The organism is Pontibacter sp. H249, assembly GCF_037892465.1.
GTDB lineage: Bacteria > Bacteroidota > Bacteroidia > Cytophagales > Hymenobacteraceae > Pontibacter.
The window spans coordinates 233,662-252,436 of record NZ_JBBKTR010000004.1 but is presented as its reverse complement, the minus strand read 5'-3'; the positions used below and the strand labels follow the sequence as shown (position 1 = coordinate 252,436).

The window sequence follows — 18,775 nt, the reverse complement described above, 5'->3', positions numbered from 1 at the left end:
ATAATCAATTTAAACCTAACCCAATAAAACATGAAACAAGTAAGCATTTTTTTCTTTGCGGCACTCCTGATGGCAGGTTGCGGAGGCAACGACCAAACCACCGAAAGTACAGAAGTAACAACAGCGGAAACCGAAACCATGGCTACGGATGAAAACGCCATGGAAATGGAGAAGCCGAACATCGTAGCACTGGCCTCGAACACGCCTTCGCTGTCTACGCTGGTAAAGGCGGTGCAGGCAGCAGACTTGGCTAATACTTTACAAGGTGAGGGGCCTTATACTGTTTTTGCACCCACCGACGAAGCTTTTGCAGCACTGCCGGCAGGAACACTGGATGACCTGCTGAAGCCGGAGAACAAGCAAAAGCTGGTGGACATCCTGACCTACCACGTAACAGAAGGAAACGTGATGGCAGCTGACCTATCGGACGGTATGATGGTAAAAACCTTAAACGGTAAAGACCTGAACGTGAAAATGCAGGGAGACCAGGTAATGATTAACGATGCAACCGTGACCATGCCAAACGTAGAGGCCTCTAATGGAGTAGTACATATTGTAGACAAGGTTATACTTCCTGCCGGCGGCATGTAGTAAACTTTAAACTAGATACAAAAGCCAGCCAGTTTGTATAAACTGGCTGGCTTTTTCTTTTCGGTCAACAGCCTTTCTTGCCTCACTTGTATTTGCCTTTACCTACTTTTTCTGCAGCTAAATCAGTCCTTAATTTTGATCGCAGGTTTACAGGTACTAAGAGCAGTTTACCTCCAACTCACCGGCCTGCAGGCCCATTAGTATGCCCTGCAGCAGAATGCGACTGTTCGGGTGGGAGGGATCGGTTAAGTCTTTTTCTATGTCTTGGATGGTAGTCTGCAGCGGATCGCCCTCAAAAAAGCGGAACCACAACACTTTGTAAGTTTCCTCCTCCTCATCGTGGTTTACCTGCATTTCTATTTCCCGAAGCTTCTGTAAAAACTCATCCAGGTTTATCTCACTGTCCAGGTAAGCATTAAACACATTGCTGGCGATGGTGGTGTAGTGGGGGAGTCTGCTCATAATTGTGCCTCTAAAGTATAAACTGCAAGTTATAAAGTATAAACCACAGATACCTGTAACTGCATTTTAATTTTAGGAGCCTCTGTGAAGTATAAATCAGCCTTACTTTATACTTCATGCATACTTTTATATCCATACCTATCACTGCTCCAGCGCATCAGCCGTAATTTTTACAACCCTTCGTTTAAGAACTCTTGTGGCTAAAATAACCTCCTGTATCCTAGAAACAAGCACAAGCTTGCACGTATACTTTTATTAGTAATCCCGAAGTAGTTTAGGTCTATCACGATGGTAGAAATAACGCCATACTTTTAAGACTGTTAAGAGTGATCAAACACTTTTTATTGTTACACGTGCCAGAATACATGAGCATGTAAAGTATAAATTCAGCTAAAAACCTTACGTCATACCCATGAAGAAAAGTATAGCAATTAAAGCCGAAGAAGGCGATAAATTTGATTTTGGTGGATTTGGGGTGCAATGGAAAATAGAAGGGCCAGCTACAGGTGAGCGCTTTTCGGTGGTGCATCATCCGCTGGCTCCACGCGCACTGGCTGCTCCATTGCATTACCACCACAACGAGGACGAGTATTCTTATGTGATTGAGGGTAAACTGGGGGCACTGCTCGGCGATGAGGTGGTGATAGCAGAGCCGGGCACCTGGGTGTTTAAGCCGCGCGGCCAGTGGCATACTTTCTGGAATGCAGGCGATGCACCATGCCAGATTATAGAAATAATTTCGCCGGCTGGTTTCGAGAACTTCTTCCGGGAGGTGGCAGCAGCCTGGGGAGACATGAACCGCTTTGCAGAGATAAACAAGAAGTACAACCTCGACATGGATTTTGGCAGTGTGCCCGATCTATGTAAACGCTTCGGCCTAACCTTCCCGACGCTGGAAAAGCAGAGCTAATACTAGTTGCTCTCCAGGCTAAAGTATAAATTTCAGGTTGGCTGCTGTGTCGTAGGCAGGGGTTTTATCTTTGCCCTAATAAGCTTTACTGCAGCAGATGTTGCTCGTGCAGCCAGTCAAAAATAAGGTGATCGACAGGGGAGGTTAAGTGCTTGTCTTTGTAGCTCAGCCAGACTACTTCCTCTATTTCGCTGGCGGGAAGTATGGTGCCGGTATAGGCTCCGGAGTAGCAGGTCATTTTTACCTGCACGCCTGCTGCATGGCTATCGGCCTGGGCCTGGAAAATGCCGGTAAACTTCACACTGCCTTCTATCAAGTTTATACTTAGCTCTTCCTGTATCTCGCGGAACAGCGCCTGGAAATCAGTTTCGCCTGCTTCACGCTTTCCTCCTGGTATGTAGTACTTGGTCCTGCCTTTGCTGCGGGTGCTTAGGATTTTGCCATCCTTTATTTCGATCCAGGCTAATTTGTCGATGATCTTCATGTATTGGTAAGCATAGCTGAGTAAAATTAGTGAAAGTAGATGAGGTTGTGGTAAACGTTTTTATTATGCAGCTTTTCCGTGGCCGCCAGGCTGGCTAAACTATTACAGTTCTTCCACCGCCTGCTTCAGGTTAGCGGCAATGGTGTGCAGCCATTTTAACTGATCGGAAATAAGCCGTGCCTCCTTCAGGTTTTTAAGAAAGCCGGGCTCGATGGGCTTATAGGTTGCACCTGCCAGCTGGCGGGTGCGTACCGCAACAAGGGCGTTATACCGTCCCTCCAGCTGCCCGTAAGCCTCTGCCAGTTCTTCCTTTGCCACTTCTTCTGTCTGTGTCTCCTGTTGTAGTGCTTGCAGGGCCTGTGCCAGGTTAGCGTCTATCGATTTGATGATCAGGTTAAAGTGGGCAGAGTCGGCCTCTGCATTATTGTCCCGGATAAAGGTACCGAGTGCAGCTGCAGCAGCCAGGAAAGTATGGTTCAGGCCAACGATCTCGTAAACTTCCATCAGGTGTTGCTGTGCGGACTTTGGCTCTTGGCTCATCCGCTGGAAGGCAGCATTCAGGTTGCCCATCTGCAGGAACGCTTCTTTTCGGGCTAGCTTGTAGGCCGTAGTATTCTGTGTTTTGTGCTGGTTATACTTTGAAATCTCGGCCAGGTAGTTGCGGTTGGCGTTTAGAGCCTTCACAATATTGCTTTTTATACTTAATGCCTCCCACGACGGCCATAAAAAGGAGATAGCCCCCATGGCAATCGCAGCCCCTGTCAGGGTATCGATCACCCTGAACTGGATCGCATCGAAAGCATCCGGTGTGATGAGGGCATAGATGAAAATGATACCGGTGGTAACGAAAATAGAGGAGGTGCGGTAGTTTTTCTGGATAAAGGCAAAGGAGAGTACCAGCGATACCAGGGCCAGCACGCCATACAGGTAAGTGTTCTGCACCAGGAGCACCACCAGGCCCGCTATAACTGCACCAGATAGGGTACCGTAAAGCCTGTGCTTCGACCTTTCTTTGGTAAGGGTATAGCCGGGCCGCATAATCACCACAATCGTGAGCAGTATCCAGTAGGCGTTCTGAATCGGGAAAATGATGCCCAGGAGGTAGCCCAGCAGCATGGCAATCGTAAGCCGGGCCGCATGTTTGAATATAGGTGATTGTGGCGAGAAATTCTCCCGTAAGATCCGCACATCATAATCCTGCTGGGTGATAAACTGCCTGCGCTCCCTGCTTTGCAGGCCTATACTTTGCTGCCCCTCCAGGTCCTGGTATACCCGCTCTATAGAGGTGATTTTTTGCAGCAGCTTTTCCTCGTAATCCTGCAGGTTATGGAGCAGCAGCGCACCCTCCCTGGCCTGGGGCAGTTTCAGTTCTTCCACATACTGCCTGATGCTTTGGTTGCACTTTTCCAGCAGGGGCTCCAGGTCTTTTCCTGCTGGCAGGCCACGCCCCAGTTGCATGCTGTCGGCTATGTTCTCCAGCTTATCCGATAATTCAAAAACAAGCTTAATGAATGGCAATAATACCCTGACGGAGTGACCAAAGAGCTCTCTTGCCCGTTCATAGTTAGCCGGGTTGGCAAGCGACAATTCCAGTATGTCGATCAGCTCGATAAAGATCAGGAGCTGCTTACGGTGGTAGTTGGAAGTGCCGGTTCTTTGCCTTTCACTTAAGAGTACCTCGCGCAAGGCCTCGTGTATCTCGTTTAGCTTTACCTGCAGATTGTAGAGTTCTTTCTGCAGAGCCTCCTGGTCCTGGCTTTCCGTAGCCAGCTTGCCGCGCAGCTGTATGTAACGGGCCGTCTGCCGCAGACAGTCGATGATGAGGTTCTCTGCTTGCCGCCTTTGCAGCAGCGAATGGAAAATAACCGACAGCAGCAGCGCCCACAGGCCACCAGCCCCAATCAGTAAGCCATGTATAAAGATGTCGGCTCCGGTGTGCGGGTGTACGAAGCTTAGCACAATCGCCATTAGTCCGGCAAAAGATACCAGCGAAGCCCGGAAGCCATACACGGAAACAAAGGAGATCCCAAACACCAGCACTGCTAGTACAGGCAGCAGCAGGTACAGACTGCCCGAAGCCAGGCCAATAGCCATACTGGCCAGCATGGCAATGGCGGCCGAAACAAGTATGCCTATGGTTTTATGCCGTCGGCTGCCCGGCACGTCGCTACCAGATGCCAGTATAACTCCCATGGCTGCACTCAGGAAGTAAGGCACCTGCCCGAGCCATAACCCCAGTGAAACAGGCACAGCGGCACCAAATGTAATCACCAGTGCCTTTACAAAATCGGTACTCTTGATAAATTGTCTCAGCTCTTGAAGCATACCGCTAATGTACGGGAAGTAGCGGCACGAAGCAGCATCCGGAGCAAGAACTATCCTGATCAAGGTAAATTAATTTGTTTGGGTATGGAAAGGAGCATGCCTAGATAGGTGCAGGCATCCAAGTGAAGCTGCCTGCCGTTAAACTTTTCGGAAAGAAGTATAAACTCTTCCGTTGCAAGACGAAAAAGAATCAGACTCACATTATTCAAAATAGAATATCATGAAATGGCAAGGCAGAAGAAAAAGCAGCAATATAGAAGATCGTAGAGGACAATCAGCAGGCGGTTTTGGAGGCGGTGGCAGAGGCATTAGTCCCATGCTGCTTGTACCCTTATTCCGGCTCCTTTTCTCGAAAGTAGGGCTGATTATTGTAGCGGTATTGGTGGTACTGATGTTTTTAACCGGAACCAACCCCATCGAGCTCCTGCAACGGTTTGTAGGCGGGGAACCACAGTACGCACAGACAACTGATTATCAACCAAGCCCGCAGGAACAGGAACTGGCCGAACAGACGAAAGTTGTACTGGCAGATACCGAAGATGTATGGAACGAGATGATACAAGGATACAGAGAGCCAACCTTGGTTTTCTTTTCAGGACAAGTAAATTCAGCTTGTGGTACAGCTTCTTCAGCCACAGGGCCGTTTTACTGTCCAGGCGATGAAAAACTGTACATCGATCTTAGCTTTTTCGGAGAGATGGAGCGCAAACTGGGTGCTGACGGTGACTTTGCGCAAGCCTATGTGGTTGGGCACGAAGTGGGGCACCATGTTCAGAAGCTTACCGGTACTATGGACCAGGTAAACGCCATGCGAGGCAAACTATCCGAAACGGAATTTAACAAGCTAATGGTAAGAGTAGAGCTACAAGCAGATTTCTATGCCGGTGTGTGGGCGCACCATACGCAAAAAGCAACAGGGTTTATGGAACCCGGCGACCTGGAAGAAGCCCTGAATGCAGCAAGCGCCATCGGCGACGACCGGCTTCAAAAGCGCGCCACCGGAAGAGTGGTACCAGACTCTTTCACACACGGCACCTCTGCCCAAAGGGTTCGCTGGTTTAGAAAAGGCTTCGAGACAGGCGATGTGAACCAGGGGGATACGTTTAACGCGGTGGAGTTGTAGAGTAATAGTATATACCAGTAGCAAAACACAAAGCCTCTTCGGATAGGAAAAGGCTTTTTATATAACGCTCAATTCAGTCATGTTCGTAGGGGCAGGTCGCGACCTGTCTGAATCGTGCACCGGTTAACTGTCAGAATCTGGATTTCCAGGATTTTTAACGAGGGCCCCTACCCTCAGGATGAACAGGATGTGCGATAGGTAAGCTTACCTGCATTTATACTTTATGTTTTATAGCCTGAGCTTTTCTGTGGACAGGTCGCGACCTATCCCTACGATGGGTGTTCTACGCTATGCTCGGAGCATGATCTGCAAGTTATGAGCCATAGGGGTTGTGGTTAACTTCTGTAGCCGCCTTTAAACACCTCGTTTACATGCCAGGTCGTATACTCGGGGTTGGGGTAGAAAGCTTTCTTTTGTGGTGGGTTAATAGATTTGCCATGATGCTGCTTTAACCACTCTTGAGCGCCAACTCCGTTTACTTCATCAGACACCAGCATCCTCATTTCTTCTGTAACTGTAAAGGCCCCCATATCAAAAAGCTTATGGTGCGTAGCACAAAGAGCTAAACCGTTAACTTCTATATCCGGTCCTCCAGCCTGATGCCACATAATATGCGCTGCTTCAAGTGCCAACAGCTGGTGCCGCAGACGTACACTAAAACCACACACAGCACATTGGTACTCGTAAGCTTTAAGTATACTTTCCCGGAAGAGCGGGTCGCGTTTGCGGGTTGGTTTAATAATGCGTTTTGATGGCGTCAGCGTTAGATCCAGGCCAACAGCATCCAGTATGTCCTGGTGCAGCGTATCCGGGAAGTTATGCTCAAGTATGGTTTCTGCCACATTTCTTAACAGCTCAGGGTTTTGCTTTAGCTGCTGTGTTACTTCATCAGGGAATTTACCTTGAATATCGTTAGATAGAAGAAATTTAGGCTTTGCATTAACTTTCGTATCAATTAATTCTGGCTTATTAAATTGCCACAGTTTATCATTAGCAAGCCTAGTGAAAGGGAAATGAGCATGTACCCTATCTCTTCTAGGGCCAAAATCAATCAATAAGTCCTTTAACTTAGGTTCTATCTCTGTATAGGGTATAAAACCAGTGTTTCCTCTCTGAATTTCTCCTAAAGCCAGCAGCATAAGCAAAGGCTTGTGCGGTGCACGAGTGCCTTTGCTTTTCCAGGTGTTTATGTTCTGGAATTGGGTGAGGAGGTCGAGATTTGTCATTAAGAAATGAATCTTTCCTTGTTATGATATTCTAAAAATTCTCTAGCAGGTAAAAATCTTGAAGGTAAAATTATTTCTTTATTGTCAAATTTCATGAAATATTCTTGCATGGCTCCTTCTTGTTTCTTCTGATCCCTTAAAGTTGAAGAGACTTTGATTTTGTAATCGGGAGTAATTGTTATAAGACCAGCCTCAAAAGCTTTATCATACAAAGCATTTATTGCTAATCCGTTATGTGGGTTTAGACGATTGCCTTCATCAATACTCCAAGGTACAATGTGACCAGCAATTAGCAAGGATGAGGTTTGTAAACCGGTAATGCAGCAGGTAGAGTTATAAGCGGCAAGAACTGTATGCCTAAAAAAGTTCTGATTCACTCTTACCTTGACAGTTTGCTCTCTTACCTTTCCTTCTTTAGGAAGATCAGCCTCTTCGATATAATTTAATACTTCGACTGTAGAAGATTCGAATCGTGCTCTAAGCCTTTCGCTTTCATAAGGAAGTTCTCTCCAGTTTTGATTGAACTCATTCCATACTTCCTTATCAAGTTTACTTGCATTTTGTGCTCCTTTTATTCCTCGTGCTTGTAGGCTGGGGTCAAGGCTGGCAAAGTTTACGAGTTTGTATGCAACAGAGCTTGGTGTTCTTCCAATGAGGTTAGCTAAATGGATTACATCAGGGTTACCTCGATGTAGTTTTCCAAACGGTAGTTTACAGTAAAGATTGATTGCTAAAATCAATTCGTCTTTAGTCCATAAGCTTTGGCCTTGTTTCATAAGTTGTACTGGAAAATGAGCAATGAAGTGTTTATCAATACTTGTTAGATTACAAAGATAAACCCATTGATTTATGCCAATTCTTATAAAGTATAGGCCTTCTAACACTCGTTTCCCCCTTTGAGGACTCACCTGAATAATGACAGAATCTTTCTGGATAGTCTATATCACCAAATTGATTCCATATCTGATAAGCTTCATAACTTAGTGGTCGTTCTGGATTAAATGGAATTTCAACTCTTGTTCTAATGCAATAGCCTGTCGTCCTGTTAGAAGTGTTGAGCTTATTATTTTCAATATTCTCAGGTGTCTTAGAAAAAACAGATTTTGAGAATGAGCTTTTACTACCACCTACCTCAAATTTTTTACTATTCTGATTTATGTACTCTACCTCTCTTAATGCTTCTTCGTAAAGAGTCGCATCTGCCTGATCATCTTTTTTAATCAGCACGCCCATCTCCTTGTTGTTTGCCATTGAAAACTCATATAAATTCAATGAGGTAATAATCATTATTTCGTCATTTAGGTAGCATTTTGCATGTAAATCATCATAGAACTTTAATATAACAAATCTAAGGCCCTGCAAGAATTTCATTTCATCAGGATTAAGCTCTTGCTTTCCGAATATTATTGTTGTGATTTTGTCTTTACTATTTCGATATTGAAGAAGCTCTTTAAAGTCCTTAGAAAGCTTTAAATATGGTGATACTAGAATTAGTTTCTCATTAGCATTCCTTATTAAGTCTTCTAATTCAGATACAGCTCTTCTAGTATTAAGAAATTTTGGCATAACTACTTTACTATATGTATTTTGATCAAAAAATTTAAAATGACTTGATATTCAAGATCAACAATATAGTAAAACCATCTATTTTCTTTAAATAGAGCACTCATTAATAAGAGTGCAGAAGCCTGCTAATTGTGTACTAAAATGATAATGGTTATCATATACATTTTAGGTTTAAAGATGTAGACATCCAAGTCTAATTTATAATCACCTTGATGCGAACTATTTATCCCACCTTGCACCCCTCCAAAATACCCCTAACTTCCCTATCATTTAAAGCTCATACCTTGCACAGCATATTTTACAATATCGACCAGATCATCCATCCGGAGCCGGAGGAGAGAGCTACGACGTTTATGTAAAAATATTAATTCTGTTTAATTTGGTATAAACGCTGCATAATTTGCCGTAACCCCCTATAATACTTTGGGTTATATAAGTATAAATCGTAAGTTCATATATACTTTCTGACTTAGCCCATACTTCTATGAAAAACCTCTACATCCTCTTTATCACTATCCTCCCCCTCATAACCCAGGGCCAAACTATCACCAAGCTCGACAGCTGCAAAACAACCGCTGCAGCCCTGGACCAAAAGATAAATCAGTTGATGCAGCAAGCACAGGTTCACGGCTTGGCGGTTACCATCTTCAACAAGAACCAGCCTGTTTATAAAAAGACCTTTGGCTATAAGAACTATCAAACGAAGGAGCCGCTTAAAGCCAGCACCAATCTGTATGGCGCTTCGCTGAGTAAGGCAGTGTTTGCGGTGCTGATCATGAAGTTGGTAGAAGAAGGAGTGCTTAACCTGGATAAGCCTTTGCAGCGTTACCTGCCAAAACCTATTTACGAATATGTGCCCCAAACCAAATGGCACGACAACTACAGCGACCTCGAAAATGATAGCCTGTACAGCCAGATAACAGCCCGAATGGCCCTGGCCCATACTTCCGGCTTTCCGAACTGGCGCTGGGTAGAGCCTGACCAGAAACTGCGTGTAAAGTATAAACCGGGCACAAAGTATAGCTACTCCGGCGAAGGGCTGGTATACCTGCAGGTAGTACTCGAGAAACTAACGGGCAAAACGCTGGAGCAGCTGATGCAGGAAAAAGTGTTTGCGCCAGCTGGCATGAAGCAGTCGTCGTATACCTGGCAGCCGCGTTTTGAAAAGGATTATGCCCTGGGCCACAAAACCACCGGCGAGCTTTACCCGAAAGACAAAGACAACGAAGCCCGCTCGGCCAGCACCCTCGAAACCTCCCTCGACGATTATACTTTGTTTACCCAGGCAGTGCTGCAGCACAAACTCCTGAAGCCGGCCACTACCAGCCAGATGTTCTCGCCGCAGATCAGGATCAGGTCTGTAAAGCAGTTCGGCCCCCTGAGCCACCGCGACACCACCGCCAACGATGCTATTGCCCTAAGCTACGGCCTGGGCTGGGGACTGCTGCAGTCGCCGCACGGCACAGGAGCATTTAAAGAAGGCCACGGCGATGGCTTCCAGCATTACACGATCATCTTCCCCGAAAAAGGCATTGGGGTTATACTTATGAGTAACTCCGACAATGCCGAAAGCATATTCAAGTACCTCCTCGAGACCACCATTGGCGATACCTACACGCCCTGGTACTGGGAAAATTACATTCCTTACGACCATAAAGCCTCCAGGTAAGTATAAAAATGGGAACGTTTAGATAAATTGCCATGATACAGAGAATCGACATCGGGCACATGCATGTACTGGCTTTCAGGGTTGAGGGCGAGGTGGACGTAGAAGATATGAAAGCATCGCAGGAAGTGATAAAATCAGAGCTTGCGTCGGATGGACCTTTTAATCTTTATGTAGAAATGGCGGCGACTGCCGATGTGGAGCCAGCAGCTATACAAGAGCGGCTGCGCTTTATACTTTCCAACTTCGGGGAGGTGCTGCAAAAGGTAAACAAAATGGCACTCGTCACAGACAAAAACTGGCTGCAGCACCTGGCAACAGGTGTGTTTACCCTGATACCTGCTATCGATCAGAGGTCTTTTGCTTTCGAAGAGCTGGAAGAGGCCCGTACATGGGTTTCCAGCTAAAGTATAAACCAGGTATCAAAGTATAAAACTGTCAGATCCGGCTGATCTTGCAACCCATTTTATCGGCAAATTCAACTTCTGAAAAGGTGCCGGTCAGCTCCATCGCTTTCAAAGACAACCTGGCGCAGGCATCAGCATCGGAGGCGGCCCGGTGGTGCAGGAAGTCAATGCGGTGCATGTTGCAAAGTGTTTTCAGGTCGTACTTGTGCATCCCTTTCCAGATATTTTTTGAAAACTTGAGGCTGCAGGAATAACGGGCCTCGGGTAGCGGCAGGTTGTAGGTGGCGAGTGTTTTACGCAACACGCTCATATCAAAACTGGCATTGTGCGCTATCAGAAACTGCCCTTCCAGGTAAGGTTGCAGCACCGGCCACAGCTCCCTGAAATCCGGCTGGTCTTTTACATCATGAGGTTTTATGCCATGCACACCTACATTAAAAGGATTGAAGTGCGGGTAGTATAAGGGCTTAATAAGCCAGGAGCGTGTTTGGATAATCTTTCTGTTTCGCACTACCGTCAGGCCAATCTCACAAGGGCTGTCTCGCTGCGGGGTAGCCGTTTCAAAATCAATCGTGATAAAATCCATGGCCAAAGGTAAGCATTTAAGCAGATAAACTGCGGAGGCATGCACAGTATACTAGTGGCTGCTTTGGTATCAAGAAAACACTGTATTTATTTATCTGGCAGCGGCGCAAAACAAGGGATCATAAAAATTTCTATATTTATTTTCTTTGTCGGGCAACGCTTTAAAAGGGTGCCTTGTCTTACCACCAGAAACCCGACAAGTATGAAAAAAATGCCTACAAAACTTAAAAGTATACTTTGCCTGGCCACGGCCGGAGCCATGCTTACATTATGGGGCTGCGAGCATGTAGAGAGTGACGTACTGCCCTCTCATTTTACAGATTTTAAGCTGCACGACGACCTGCTGTATGTGTACAACGACCGCGATAGCAGGGTTTTTAGTGCTGTAAACGATACAGTTGCAGTATACGATAAAATAACTTACAGCCAGCCGGTGCATGGGCAACTGTACCCAAACTATGCCAACGATAACCCTAACATTATGGGTTATAAGCCTAAGCCTGGCTATGTTGGCACAGATAGCCTTACCTACGAAGTATGCAGCGGAGGCACCTGCAAAACCGCTACTATCAGATTGGTAGTAGAATCTCGCCCAGACCCCACTCAGTGTCAGTTAAACATTGTGGCCGATACCGTTATTACTACCCGAAACAAGCCTAAGGCTTTCAGGATGTTTTTGAATGACGAAATTTGCTATGGCCCTAATGGCTTCGCTGTTAAATACATGGGGCCTGAGCACGGCACCATGAAACACATCGACTATATTGAAGGACTGAAGAATATCATACAGGTGTATCACCCGAAAAAGAATTTTTTGGGAGAAGACACTTATACATACCGGGTTTACCCCAACGGCTGGAACGGAGAGTATGCCAATGATTACCAGGAGGTACAAGTGAAGATAATAGTGCAATAACAGCCGACATGGCTTACTTATTTAACAGGATCAATAGCAGAAATTTAAGCTTATAGTCTACGTTTTACCAGAAATAAAGTGGTTTCGGAGCAGGAAATAATTGCTGGGTGCAGGGCCGGAAAGGCATCAGCGCAGGAGAAGCTGTATCAGCTGTACTCCCGCCGCATGATGGCGGTGTGCGTGCGCTATACCAGTTCCCGTTTCGAGGCGGAAGATATATTTCATGAGGCCTTTGTGAAGGTTTTTAAAAACATAGATGCTTATAACGGCGGCTCTTTTGAGGGGTGGGTCCGGCGTATTTTTGTGAACACAGCCATCAACCACTACCACAAAAACCGAAAATACCAGGAGCAGCTCGATTATAGTACGATCGAAGAAAGTACAGCTTCTTCCGAGGATATCATCAGCCAGATATCAGGGCAGGAGCTGCTGGCAGTTATAGACCAGTTGCCGGATGGCTACAAGCTGGTGTTTAACTTGTATGTGATAGAGGGCTTTAACCACCGCGAAATAGGGGAGGTACTGAACATTTCGGAAGGTACTTCCAAATCGCAGTTGGCAAAGGCGAAAAGCGCTCTCAAAAAGATTCTTCTTAAACAACAAATCTCTGAAGCATGCTAACCGATAAAGAACTTGAAGAGATAAGGCGCAAGATGCTGGAGCTCGAAGAGGAGCCGCCTTTGGCAGGCTGGCAACGTGTACAGGCAGAGGTTCAGCCGAAGAATAACCGGCGCCCTTTCTGGTGGCTCCTGTCGCTGCTGGTGCTGCTAACTGCCGGCCTTGCTATAACTCAACTAACCCCGACCGAACAGAAGGATGACACAGCTGGAAGTATAGAAATTGGCAGCGTAGCTCCTGATGCTACCGAGGATAAGTATACACCGAAGGATCAAAAAACAAGATCTGTACCTGCACCAGTACCTGTAATTGCAGAAAAAAGTAAGACAAAACAGGTTCAGGAAAGTATAATTGCTTCTTCTGGTCCTGTGCTGCAAAAACAGCCTGTTTCAATAGCTGATGAGCCATTAGTAGTAATATCTGGAAAGGTAATACCTGCGGCACCAGAAACAGCTTTATTGCCCGCAACACCAGTTACTCTGATCATGCTGACAGATAGCGCAAAACGAGCCAAGCCTGAGCTACTGAACAGGGTGCCTGTACAAATAGTACACGGCGTAACAGGTAAAGAAAGGGAGACAATAAGTGCAGAAGAGTCAACCGTAGCAGAGGCAAGAGCAGGTGATGAATCGCTTGTTTCAGATGAAAAAGAGCAGCCAAAAAGTATACTTGCCGATACCGCAGCGCATAAACCTGTTAAAGAAAAAAGAAAGGCGCCGCAGCAGCCGGTTGTGCACAGCAAAAACGAATGGACAGCAGGTATATATGTTGCTCCACGTTATGCTTTCCGAAAGTTTGTACCCAACACTACCGACGATATAATGATCACTGGCATTCGCAGTGCTAACCAACTGGACCCAGAGCGCATGGGCTATGAATTTGGTGCTACCTATAGCAGAGTTCTGGTACCAGGGCTTTTCTTGGAAGGCGGTCTTAGCTGGTTGCAACTAAAAGAAAACGTGACCTACACCCTAACAAAAGGAGTTATCGATACTTTAACGGTACGTCAGTCCGGTAACGGGCAAGTGGTGGTGGAGTCGAGGCTTCTGTCGGAAGAGCGTAAGCTTGTGAGTTCTTATGCCTACGGTGGTATTCGACTGGGTGCTACTTATTACTTTCTTCAAACGCAGTCACGCCGGCTAAACCTGACAGTAGCAGGTGGGGCCAACCTGCTGGTAAAAGGCACCACCAGGCAATTTGTAAACGGCGAATGGATAGAAACAGTGGTTTTTCCTTCTAAAGAAAACATACTGGAGCAGTCTAATTACAACCTGCAGCTGGGCGTGGGCTATAACGTATCGGTGTTAGGCAACTACGAACTTTCGCTGATGCCAACGATGAGCTACTTCCTGGGCTCCACGTTTAAGGAACGCGAACCACTAGGCCTGAAACCTTACTCGCTGGGGGTTAACGTACAGCTAAAGCGTAGGTTTAACCGGTGATTATAAAATGATGCTGCAGTATGAGCCTGTTTTTTTTTAAGTAAAAGACAGCCTCATACTTTAAATAGCCATCCCTATTTTGCGCTCAGTGTAAGATATAGTTTTGTATACCTAAAAGTATAAATGTGCGCGTTTCTGTAGGTGCAAGTCCCAACTCAATGCAGCAGCTTCGCCTCAAGTTAACCACGCAGAACCTGTTTATGCTTTACTCCTTAAAATCATGATTGAATAAATGTTAGCACTTGAATCGTACTGCTCGCATCCTTGGGTGTAGTTCAGGTTATTACTACAACAGCTTCAGTTGTGCTGCCAATACTCATACAGAATGCACTTTAAGAGGAAGGATAAAAATTAATAAATATTTAGAGCAGCAGGCAACGGTTCAGCACAAGGTCTTGTCTTACCATCAAATAAAACTATGAAACCTATTACCATGAAACCAAATCAAATCTTATTGATTGCAGGCTTAAGCATGTCTGCACTTTTGTTCACGGCCTGCGACAAGGAGGATATTCTTCCAAATACGCCAGCAGGTCCATCAACTGGAGCTCCTGCGCCAAGTACGCCACAAGCCCCAACGCCGCCACCTGTAACTACCAGCAATGTACTAAAACAGTTTGGTACAGATATCTTCAAATACGATGCACAAAACAGGTTGGTAGAGGTAAGTTATACCTTTCAAGCCGATCTAGGTTATACGGTGGTTTATGAAGGGAACAGGCCGGCAAGACTCAATTTTAAAAATGGCGAATACTTACTTTATACGTACAACAATGATAAAGTAGAAAAGGCTATTGTATACTTTACAGATCATCAGAAAAAATTTGACTATACTTTTGCATATAATGGTGATAAGCTGGTAAAGCAAACTACAATTACCTACCTGGGGCCAAACTGGGAGAAGACCAGCATTTCAGATTTTAAGTATGATGCAAGCGGTAACCTTACTGAGCAGGTAATAAAATGGTGGTTAAGTGACCAGCCGGATGTAATGCGTGGCCCTAGTACCATAAAGTGGGGTAATTATGATAATAAACCTAATCCTTTACCTTATGCATTATCTTCGCTCTACTTACCAGGCGTAAAATTACATACTAATAACCCCGGCTTCAGAGATCCTGGCCTGAACAAGGAACTGTATACTTATACTTACCATGCATCGGGCATGCCTAAAGATCGTACTCTAAAGCTGGAGCCTTATCCGGAACAGCCTGCCTACACCGAGACGTATAATTATTAATACTATTGAAATATAAAAAGCAGCCGCTGTACCTAAAGTATGGCGGCTGTTCTTTTTCTGCTACTTACTTCAAAATGTAAAATCCTACCTACACCCTGTCATATGCTTTTCCTTTAAATCTGGGCTTTTTTATACAAGCGAAGAATCACCTTTGGGTATGTTCAGGACTGGGTATACTTTAGTGCATTAAAGGCATTCACTAAGTAAATAGAGGTCTTGTTACTTAACCCAATCATTTCTCTACATACTCTAGCCACCATTCCTGCTGCGGTGCCTTCCGGTGCAGTATAACAGGCTCTCCGATGCGAGGCGTGGTAATGGGCACCTGCAGTTCTTTTGCTTTTGCCGTAATGCGCTCGATTGGCTCGTTCCAGCTGTGTAGTGCAAGGGCAAAGGTACCCCAATGTATGGGCATCAGCAGTTTGCCTTTCAGATCGATGTGCGCTTGCACGGCCTGCTCGGGCATCATGTGTATGTTAGACCAAAGCTCGTTGTACTGGCCGTTTTCCATGAGTGTAATATCAAAAGGGCCATACTTTTCACCGATCTCCTTAAAACCATCAAAGTAACCACTGTCGCCGCTGAAGAAAATTCTGTCCCTGCTCCCCCGTATAACCCATGAAGTCCAGAGGGTTTGCATTCTGTCGGAGAGGCTGCGCCCGGAAAAGTGACGTGATGGAGTAGAGGCAAAGGTGAGCCCGTTAAAGGTAGCCTCCTGCCACCAATCCAGCTCCGTGATTTTACTTGCTGGCACCCCCCAACGCTCCAGGTGAGCACCAACCCCAAGTGGTACGAAAAAATGAGTTGTTTTTTCCTCCAGTTGTTTAATAGAAGTATGGTCCAGGTGGTCGTAATGGTCATGCGAGATAAGTACAGCATCTATTTTAGGAAGCGCTTCGAGGGTAATTGGCAATTCGGAGAATCGCTTCGGACCCATAAAGCCAAAAGGAGAGGCCCTTTCTCCCAGCATGGGGTCCAGGAGTAAACGTTTGCCGTCTATCTCAACTAAAAAGGCAGAATGTCCCAGCCAGGTGATAACGGTAGCCGTGTCCTGAGCTGCAGCTAGTTTGCTTGAGTCCAGCTTTAGGGCAGCGATCGTATATGCCGGTGTAAGATCATCCTCTACCCCAAAAAGCCTTGATGTGATTGCTTTTATACCTTCTTTAAAACCCAGATCCATGTTAGTTTCTACAGGGTTCTGAAATTCACGGTTCCTGAAATTAGGAGACTGAAGTATAGTTTCCAGGCGTTGACCTGTGGCCTCATCGCCAAACTGTGGGGCAAATTTTGTTAAAGAGCATCCTGCTATGATAGCTATTATTATAACGCCGAGCACATACAGGGTAAGCTTGATAAATTTCTTCATGATGATCTAATGTACAGCATTTGCTCGCTTAATGAGGTGCCAACTTAAGAAGACAGGCAGAGGTTATAAAATGTTTACTACAATTGTTTTATTTTAAGCGCTACTTAACATCACTAAACTCGAGAGCAAAATTTCGTAAACGTGATAAAGTGCCTGGAACCTATGCTTCAAGTATGCTCAATTTTGTAGACATAATACTGCTGTTGATGATAGTGGGTGGCGCGATAAACGGAGCGCGGCGCGGCTTTATTTATGGTGTGCTAGATTTGGTGCGCTGGATTGGCTGCCTGGTTATCGGACTGCGTTTTTACCCTGATATTGCTGATTTGCTGGGCCTCTTCCTGGACTGGGAAGAAGTATGGCTGATGCCGCTTGCGTTCTTTATAGCAGTGTTGCTAGCCGGAATCCTGTTATCGTACCTGGAGTCGCTGCTGCTTGACCGGCTGCACCCCGATGTGCACAGCAGTAAACTTAACCAGCTGCTTGGCCTGGTGCCTGGATCTCTAAGCGGTGTGATAACAGTGGCGATTGTGGCGGTGTTGCTGCTGGCCTTCCCGCTGCCAAAAGAGCTGGAAGTAAGGGTACAGCGAAGTTCTGTCGCCAATCGTTTTGCTGCTTATGCTTATCGGGCAGAGGCTTCTCTTACACCTGTTTTTGAGGAGGCCGTTCAACGCAGCTTGAATAACCTTACTGTCAACCCGGAGTCCGGCGAATCGGTACCATTACCTTATACTATAGCAGAATCTGTACCGCAGGCAGACCTGGAAGAGCGCATGCTGGAGCTGGTAAATCAGGAGCGTGTTTCAAACGGCTTAAGGCCTCTTCAGCCAGATACAGCCCTGCGTGCAGTAGCCCGCCGGCACAGCGCCGACATGTTCAGGAGAGGGTATTTCTCCCACTACTCCCCAGAAGGCGTAGATGCAGGCGACAGAGTGAGAGCTGCCGGTATCAGATTTAGGGTTACAGGCGAGAATCTTGCCTTGGCACCAAGTCTTTCTATTGCTCACGAAGGCCTAATGAACTCCCCCGGCCACAGAGCCAACATCCTGAACAATCGCTATGGCAGGGTAGGTATTGGTGTTATGAGAGGAGGCCCCGGTAAACTTATGATCACTCAGAACTTTAGGAATTGAGAGGCAATGGGAGGTAGTTATTTGTTTACCTAACTCTAGACTCTTATGTAATAAATATAATCAAAGGCTGTCATTTCTCCTGCAGGTCGTATTGACACACTGATTCGAGATTCAGTTAACTGACGGCATTACCCTCTTCACTACCAGGATGCGCAATCCGGCACGGGAGAAAATCCTGTTTATCTATTTGCCCTGAAAGTACTGATTCAGACAATAATTCAAGTTTTCCCGTATAGAAAGTATAATCAACAATTCTCATAAATAGTACCATCATGATCATTTTCTGGACGTTTGTGATTGGGGCAGTGCTGGGGTATGTTTTTGGATACTATATCAGGCCGAACCACCGTTTACAAAAAACAGTAGAAGAGCTAAAAGCCAAAGGTATAGCCGCCCTCGAAGAAGGTAATAAAGGCCTTTATAAAACCGTAGTAACAGAGCACAGCCAGTCCTCGGAGCTGGTAGTGGAGGTAAAGGAACTGGCAGTAACGCAAACAGGCCTGGTAAAGGTGCAGTACCTGAGTGCACAGTATAAAAATCCGGAGTTCCGTACCAAAAAAGGAGATGCCCTGCTACGCGAAGTACAGGACCTGCTGGGAGAGTATTTGCCACTGGAGGAAATTGAATGGTACGAGACCACCGAGCGTCACGAAAACATTAAAAAATACCTGCATACCCTGAATACCTATTCTAAAAACCAATTCGGAACCTAAGT

19 protein-coding genes are annotated in these 18,775 nt (G+C 45.9%); 11 read left to right on the top strand and 8 right to left on the bottom strand.

Annotated features, from left to right (window positions below; translation table 11 throughout):
* Positions 1-30 precede the first annotated feature (30 nt).
* Positions 31-591: a fasciclin domain-containing protein gene (locus tag WG943_RS08025; protein WP_340408035.1), complete on the top strand. Its 561-nt coding sequence runs from the start codon at positions 31-33 to the stop codon at positions 589-591.
* A gap of 156 nt (positions 592-747) precedes the next feature.
* Here the strand turns inward: WG943_RS08025 and WG943_RS08020 are convergent, their stop codons facing one another.
* Positions 748-1,053 (bottom strand): hypothetical protein, encoded by a 306-nt coding sequence (locus WG943_RS08020; protein ID WP_340408034.1) that lies wholly within the window; start codon positions 1,051-1,053, stop codon positions 748-750.
* A 412-nt stretch (positions 1,054-1,465) separates the two neighbouring features.
* Between WG943_RS08020 and WG943_RS08015 the strand changes: the two genes are divergently transcribed.
* The gene (locus WG943_RS08015) at positions 1,466-1,963 is read left to right on the top strand and encodes a cupin domain-containing protein (protein ID WP_340408033.1); all 498 of its coding nucleotides are present in this window, start codon (positions 1,466-1,468) and stop codon (positions 1,961-1,963) included.
* A gap of 85 nt (positions 1,964-2,048) precedes the next feature.
* On the opposite strand, the gene WG943_RS08010 is transcribed toward WG943_RS08015, so the two are convergent.
* Both WG943_RS08010 and WG943_RS08005 read right to left on the bottom strand, forming a co-directional pair.
* A complete protein-coding gene (locus tag WG943_RS08010; RefSeq protein WP_340408031.1) occupies positions 2,049-2,447 on the bottom strand; it encodes an NUDIX hydrolase in 399 nt (132 codons plus the stop codon).
* Between the two features lie 102 nt (positions 2,448-2,549).
* The gene (locus WG943_RS08005; protein ID WP_340408029.1) at positions 2,550-4,835 is read right to left on the bottom strand and encodes an FUSC family protein; all 2,286 of its coding nucleotides are present in this window, start codon (positions 4,833-4,835) and stop codon (positions 2,550-2,552) included.
* 157 nt (positions 4,836-4,992) lie between these two features.
* Between WG943_RS08005 and ypfJ the strand changes: the two genes are divergently transcribed.
* On the top strand, positions 4,993-5,895 hold the full coding sequence (ypfJ, locus tag WG943_RS08000) for a KPN_02809 family neutral zinc metallopeptidase (protein WP_340408028.1): 903 nt from the start codon (positions 4,993-4,995) through the stop codon (positions 5,893-5,895).
* A gap of 335 nt (positions 5,896-6,230) precedes the next feature.
* Here the strand turns inward: ypfJ and WG943_RS07995 are convergent, their stop codons facing one another.
* Genes WG943_RS07995 through WG943_RS07985 form a run of 3 tightly spaced genes read right to left on the bottom strand, consistent with a single transcriptional unit; the run spans position 6,231 to position 8,687 of the window.
* Positions 6,231-7,121: a phosphorothioated DNA-binding restriction endonuclease gene (locus WG943_RS07995; RefSeq protein WP_340408026.1), complete on the bottom strand. Its 891-nt coding sequence runs from the start codon at positions 7,119-7,121 to the stop codon at positions 6,231-6,233.
* Positions 7,121-7,897, bottom strand: a complete 777-nt coding sequence (locus WG943_RS07990) for an HNH endonuclease (protein ID WP_340408024.1) — start codon at positions 7,895-7,897, stop codon at positions 7,121-7,123. Before WG943_RS07990 ends, WG943_RS07995 begins: the two co-directional genes overlap by 1 nt.
* Positions 7,898-7,946: 49 nt before the next feature.
* Positions 7,947-8,687 (bottom strand): phospholipase D family protein, encoded by a 741-nt coding sequence (locus WG943_RS07985; RefSeq protein ID WP_340408023.1) that lies wholly within the window; start codon positions 8,685-8,687, stop codon positions 7,947-7,949.
* 484 nt (positions 8,688-9,171) lie between these two features.
* Here WG943_RS07985 and WG943_RS07980 point away from each other — a divergent pair, with 484 nt between their 5' ends.
* On the top strand, positions 9,172-10,356 hold the full coding sequence (locus tag WG943_RS07980; RefSeq protein ID WP_340408022.1) for a serine hydrolase domain-containing protein: 1,185 nt from the start codon (positions 9,172-9,174) through the stop codon (positions 10,354-10,356).
* 32 nt (positions 10,357-10,388) lie between these two features.
* Positions 10,389-10,760, top strand: coding sequence for a SpoIIAA family protein (locus WG943_RS07975; protein ID WP_340408020.1), 372 nt, complete (start codon positions 10,389-10,391; stop codon positions 10,758-10,760).
* Between the two features lie 31 nt (positions 10,761-10,791).
* Here the strand turns inward: WG943_RS07975 and WG943_RS07970 are convergent, their stop codons facing one another.
* Positions 10,792-11,346, bottom strand: a complete 555-nt coding sequence (locus tag WG943_RS07970; RefSeq protein ID WP_340408018.1) for a 3'-5' exonuclease — start codon at positions 11,344-11,346, stop codon at positions 10,792-10,794.
* A 201-nt stretch (positions 11,347-11,547) separates the two neighbouring features.
* Here WG943_RS07970 and WG943_RS07965 point away from each other — a divergent pair, with 201 nt between their 5' ends.
* The 4 genes from WG943_RS07965 to WG943_RS07950 all read left to right on the top strand — a co-directional run bounded on the left by WG943_RS07965 (position 11,548) and on the right by WG943_RS07950 (position 15,561).
* Positions 11,548-12,261: an Ig-like domain-containing protein gene (locus WG943_RS07965; protein WP_340408016.1), complete on the top strand. Its 714-nt coding sequence runs from the start codon at positions 11,548-11,550 to the stop codon at positions 12,259-12,261.
* Between the two features lie 78 nt (positions 12,262-12,339).
* Positions 12,340-12,882: an RNA polymerase sigma factor gene (locus WG943_RS07960; RefSeq protein ID WP_340408015.1), complete on the top strand. Its 543-nt coding sequence runs from the start codon at positions 12,340-12,342 to the stop codon at positions 12,880-12,882.
* The gene (locus WG943_RS07955) at positions 12,876-14,321 is read left to right on the top strand and encodes a hypothetical protein (RefSeq protein ID WP_340408014.1); all 1,446 of its coding nucleotides are present in this window, start codon (positions 12,876-12,878) and stop codon (positions 14,319-14,321) included. The genes WG943_RS07960 and WG943_RS07955 overlap by 7 nt, the downstream gene beginning before the upstream one ends.
* A 418-nt stretch (positions 14,322-14,739) precedes the next feature.
* Positions 14,740-15,561, top strand: a complete 822-nt coding sequence (locus WG943_RS07950) for a hypothetical protein (protein WP_340408013.1) — start codon at positions 14,740-14,742, stop codon at positions 15,559-15,561.
* Between the two features lie 232 nt (positions 15,562-15,793).
* Here WG943_RS07950 and WG943_RS07945 read toward each other — a convergent pair whose 3' ends face one another.
* A complete protein-coding gene (locus WG943_RS07945; RefSeq protein WP_340408011.1) occupies positions 15,794-16,927 on the bottom strand; it encodes an MBL fold metallo-hydrolase in 1,134 nt (377 codons plus the stop codon).
* Between the two features lie 173 nt (positions 16,928-17,100).
* On the opposite strand from WG943_RS07945, the gene WG943_RS07940 reads away from it, so the two are divergent.
* Positions 17,101-18,060 (top strand): CvpA family protein, encoded by a 960-nt coding sequence (locus WG943_RS07940; RefSeq protein ID WP_340408009.1) that lies wholly within the window; start codon positions 17,101-17,103, stop codon positions 18,058-18,060.
* A gap of 272 nt (positions 18,061-18,332) precedes the next feature.
* Positions 18,333-18,773: a hypothetical protein gene (locus tag WG943_RS07935; RefSeq protein WP_340408007.1), complete on the top strand. Its 441-nt coding sequence runs from the start codon at positions 18,333-18,335 to the stop codon at positions 18,771-18,773.
* Positions 18,774-18,775: the final 2 nt, after the last annotated feature.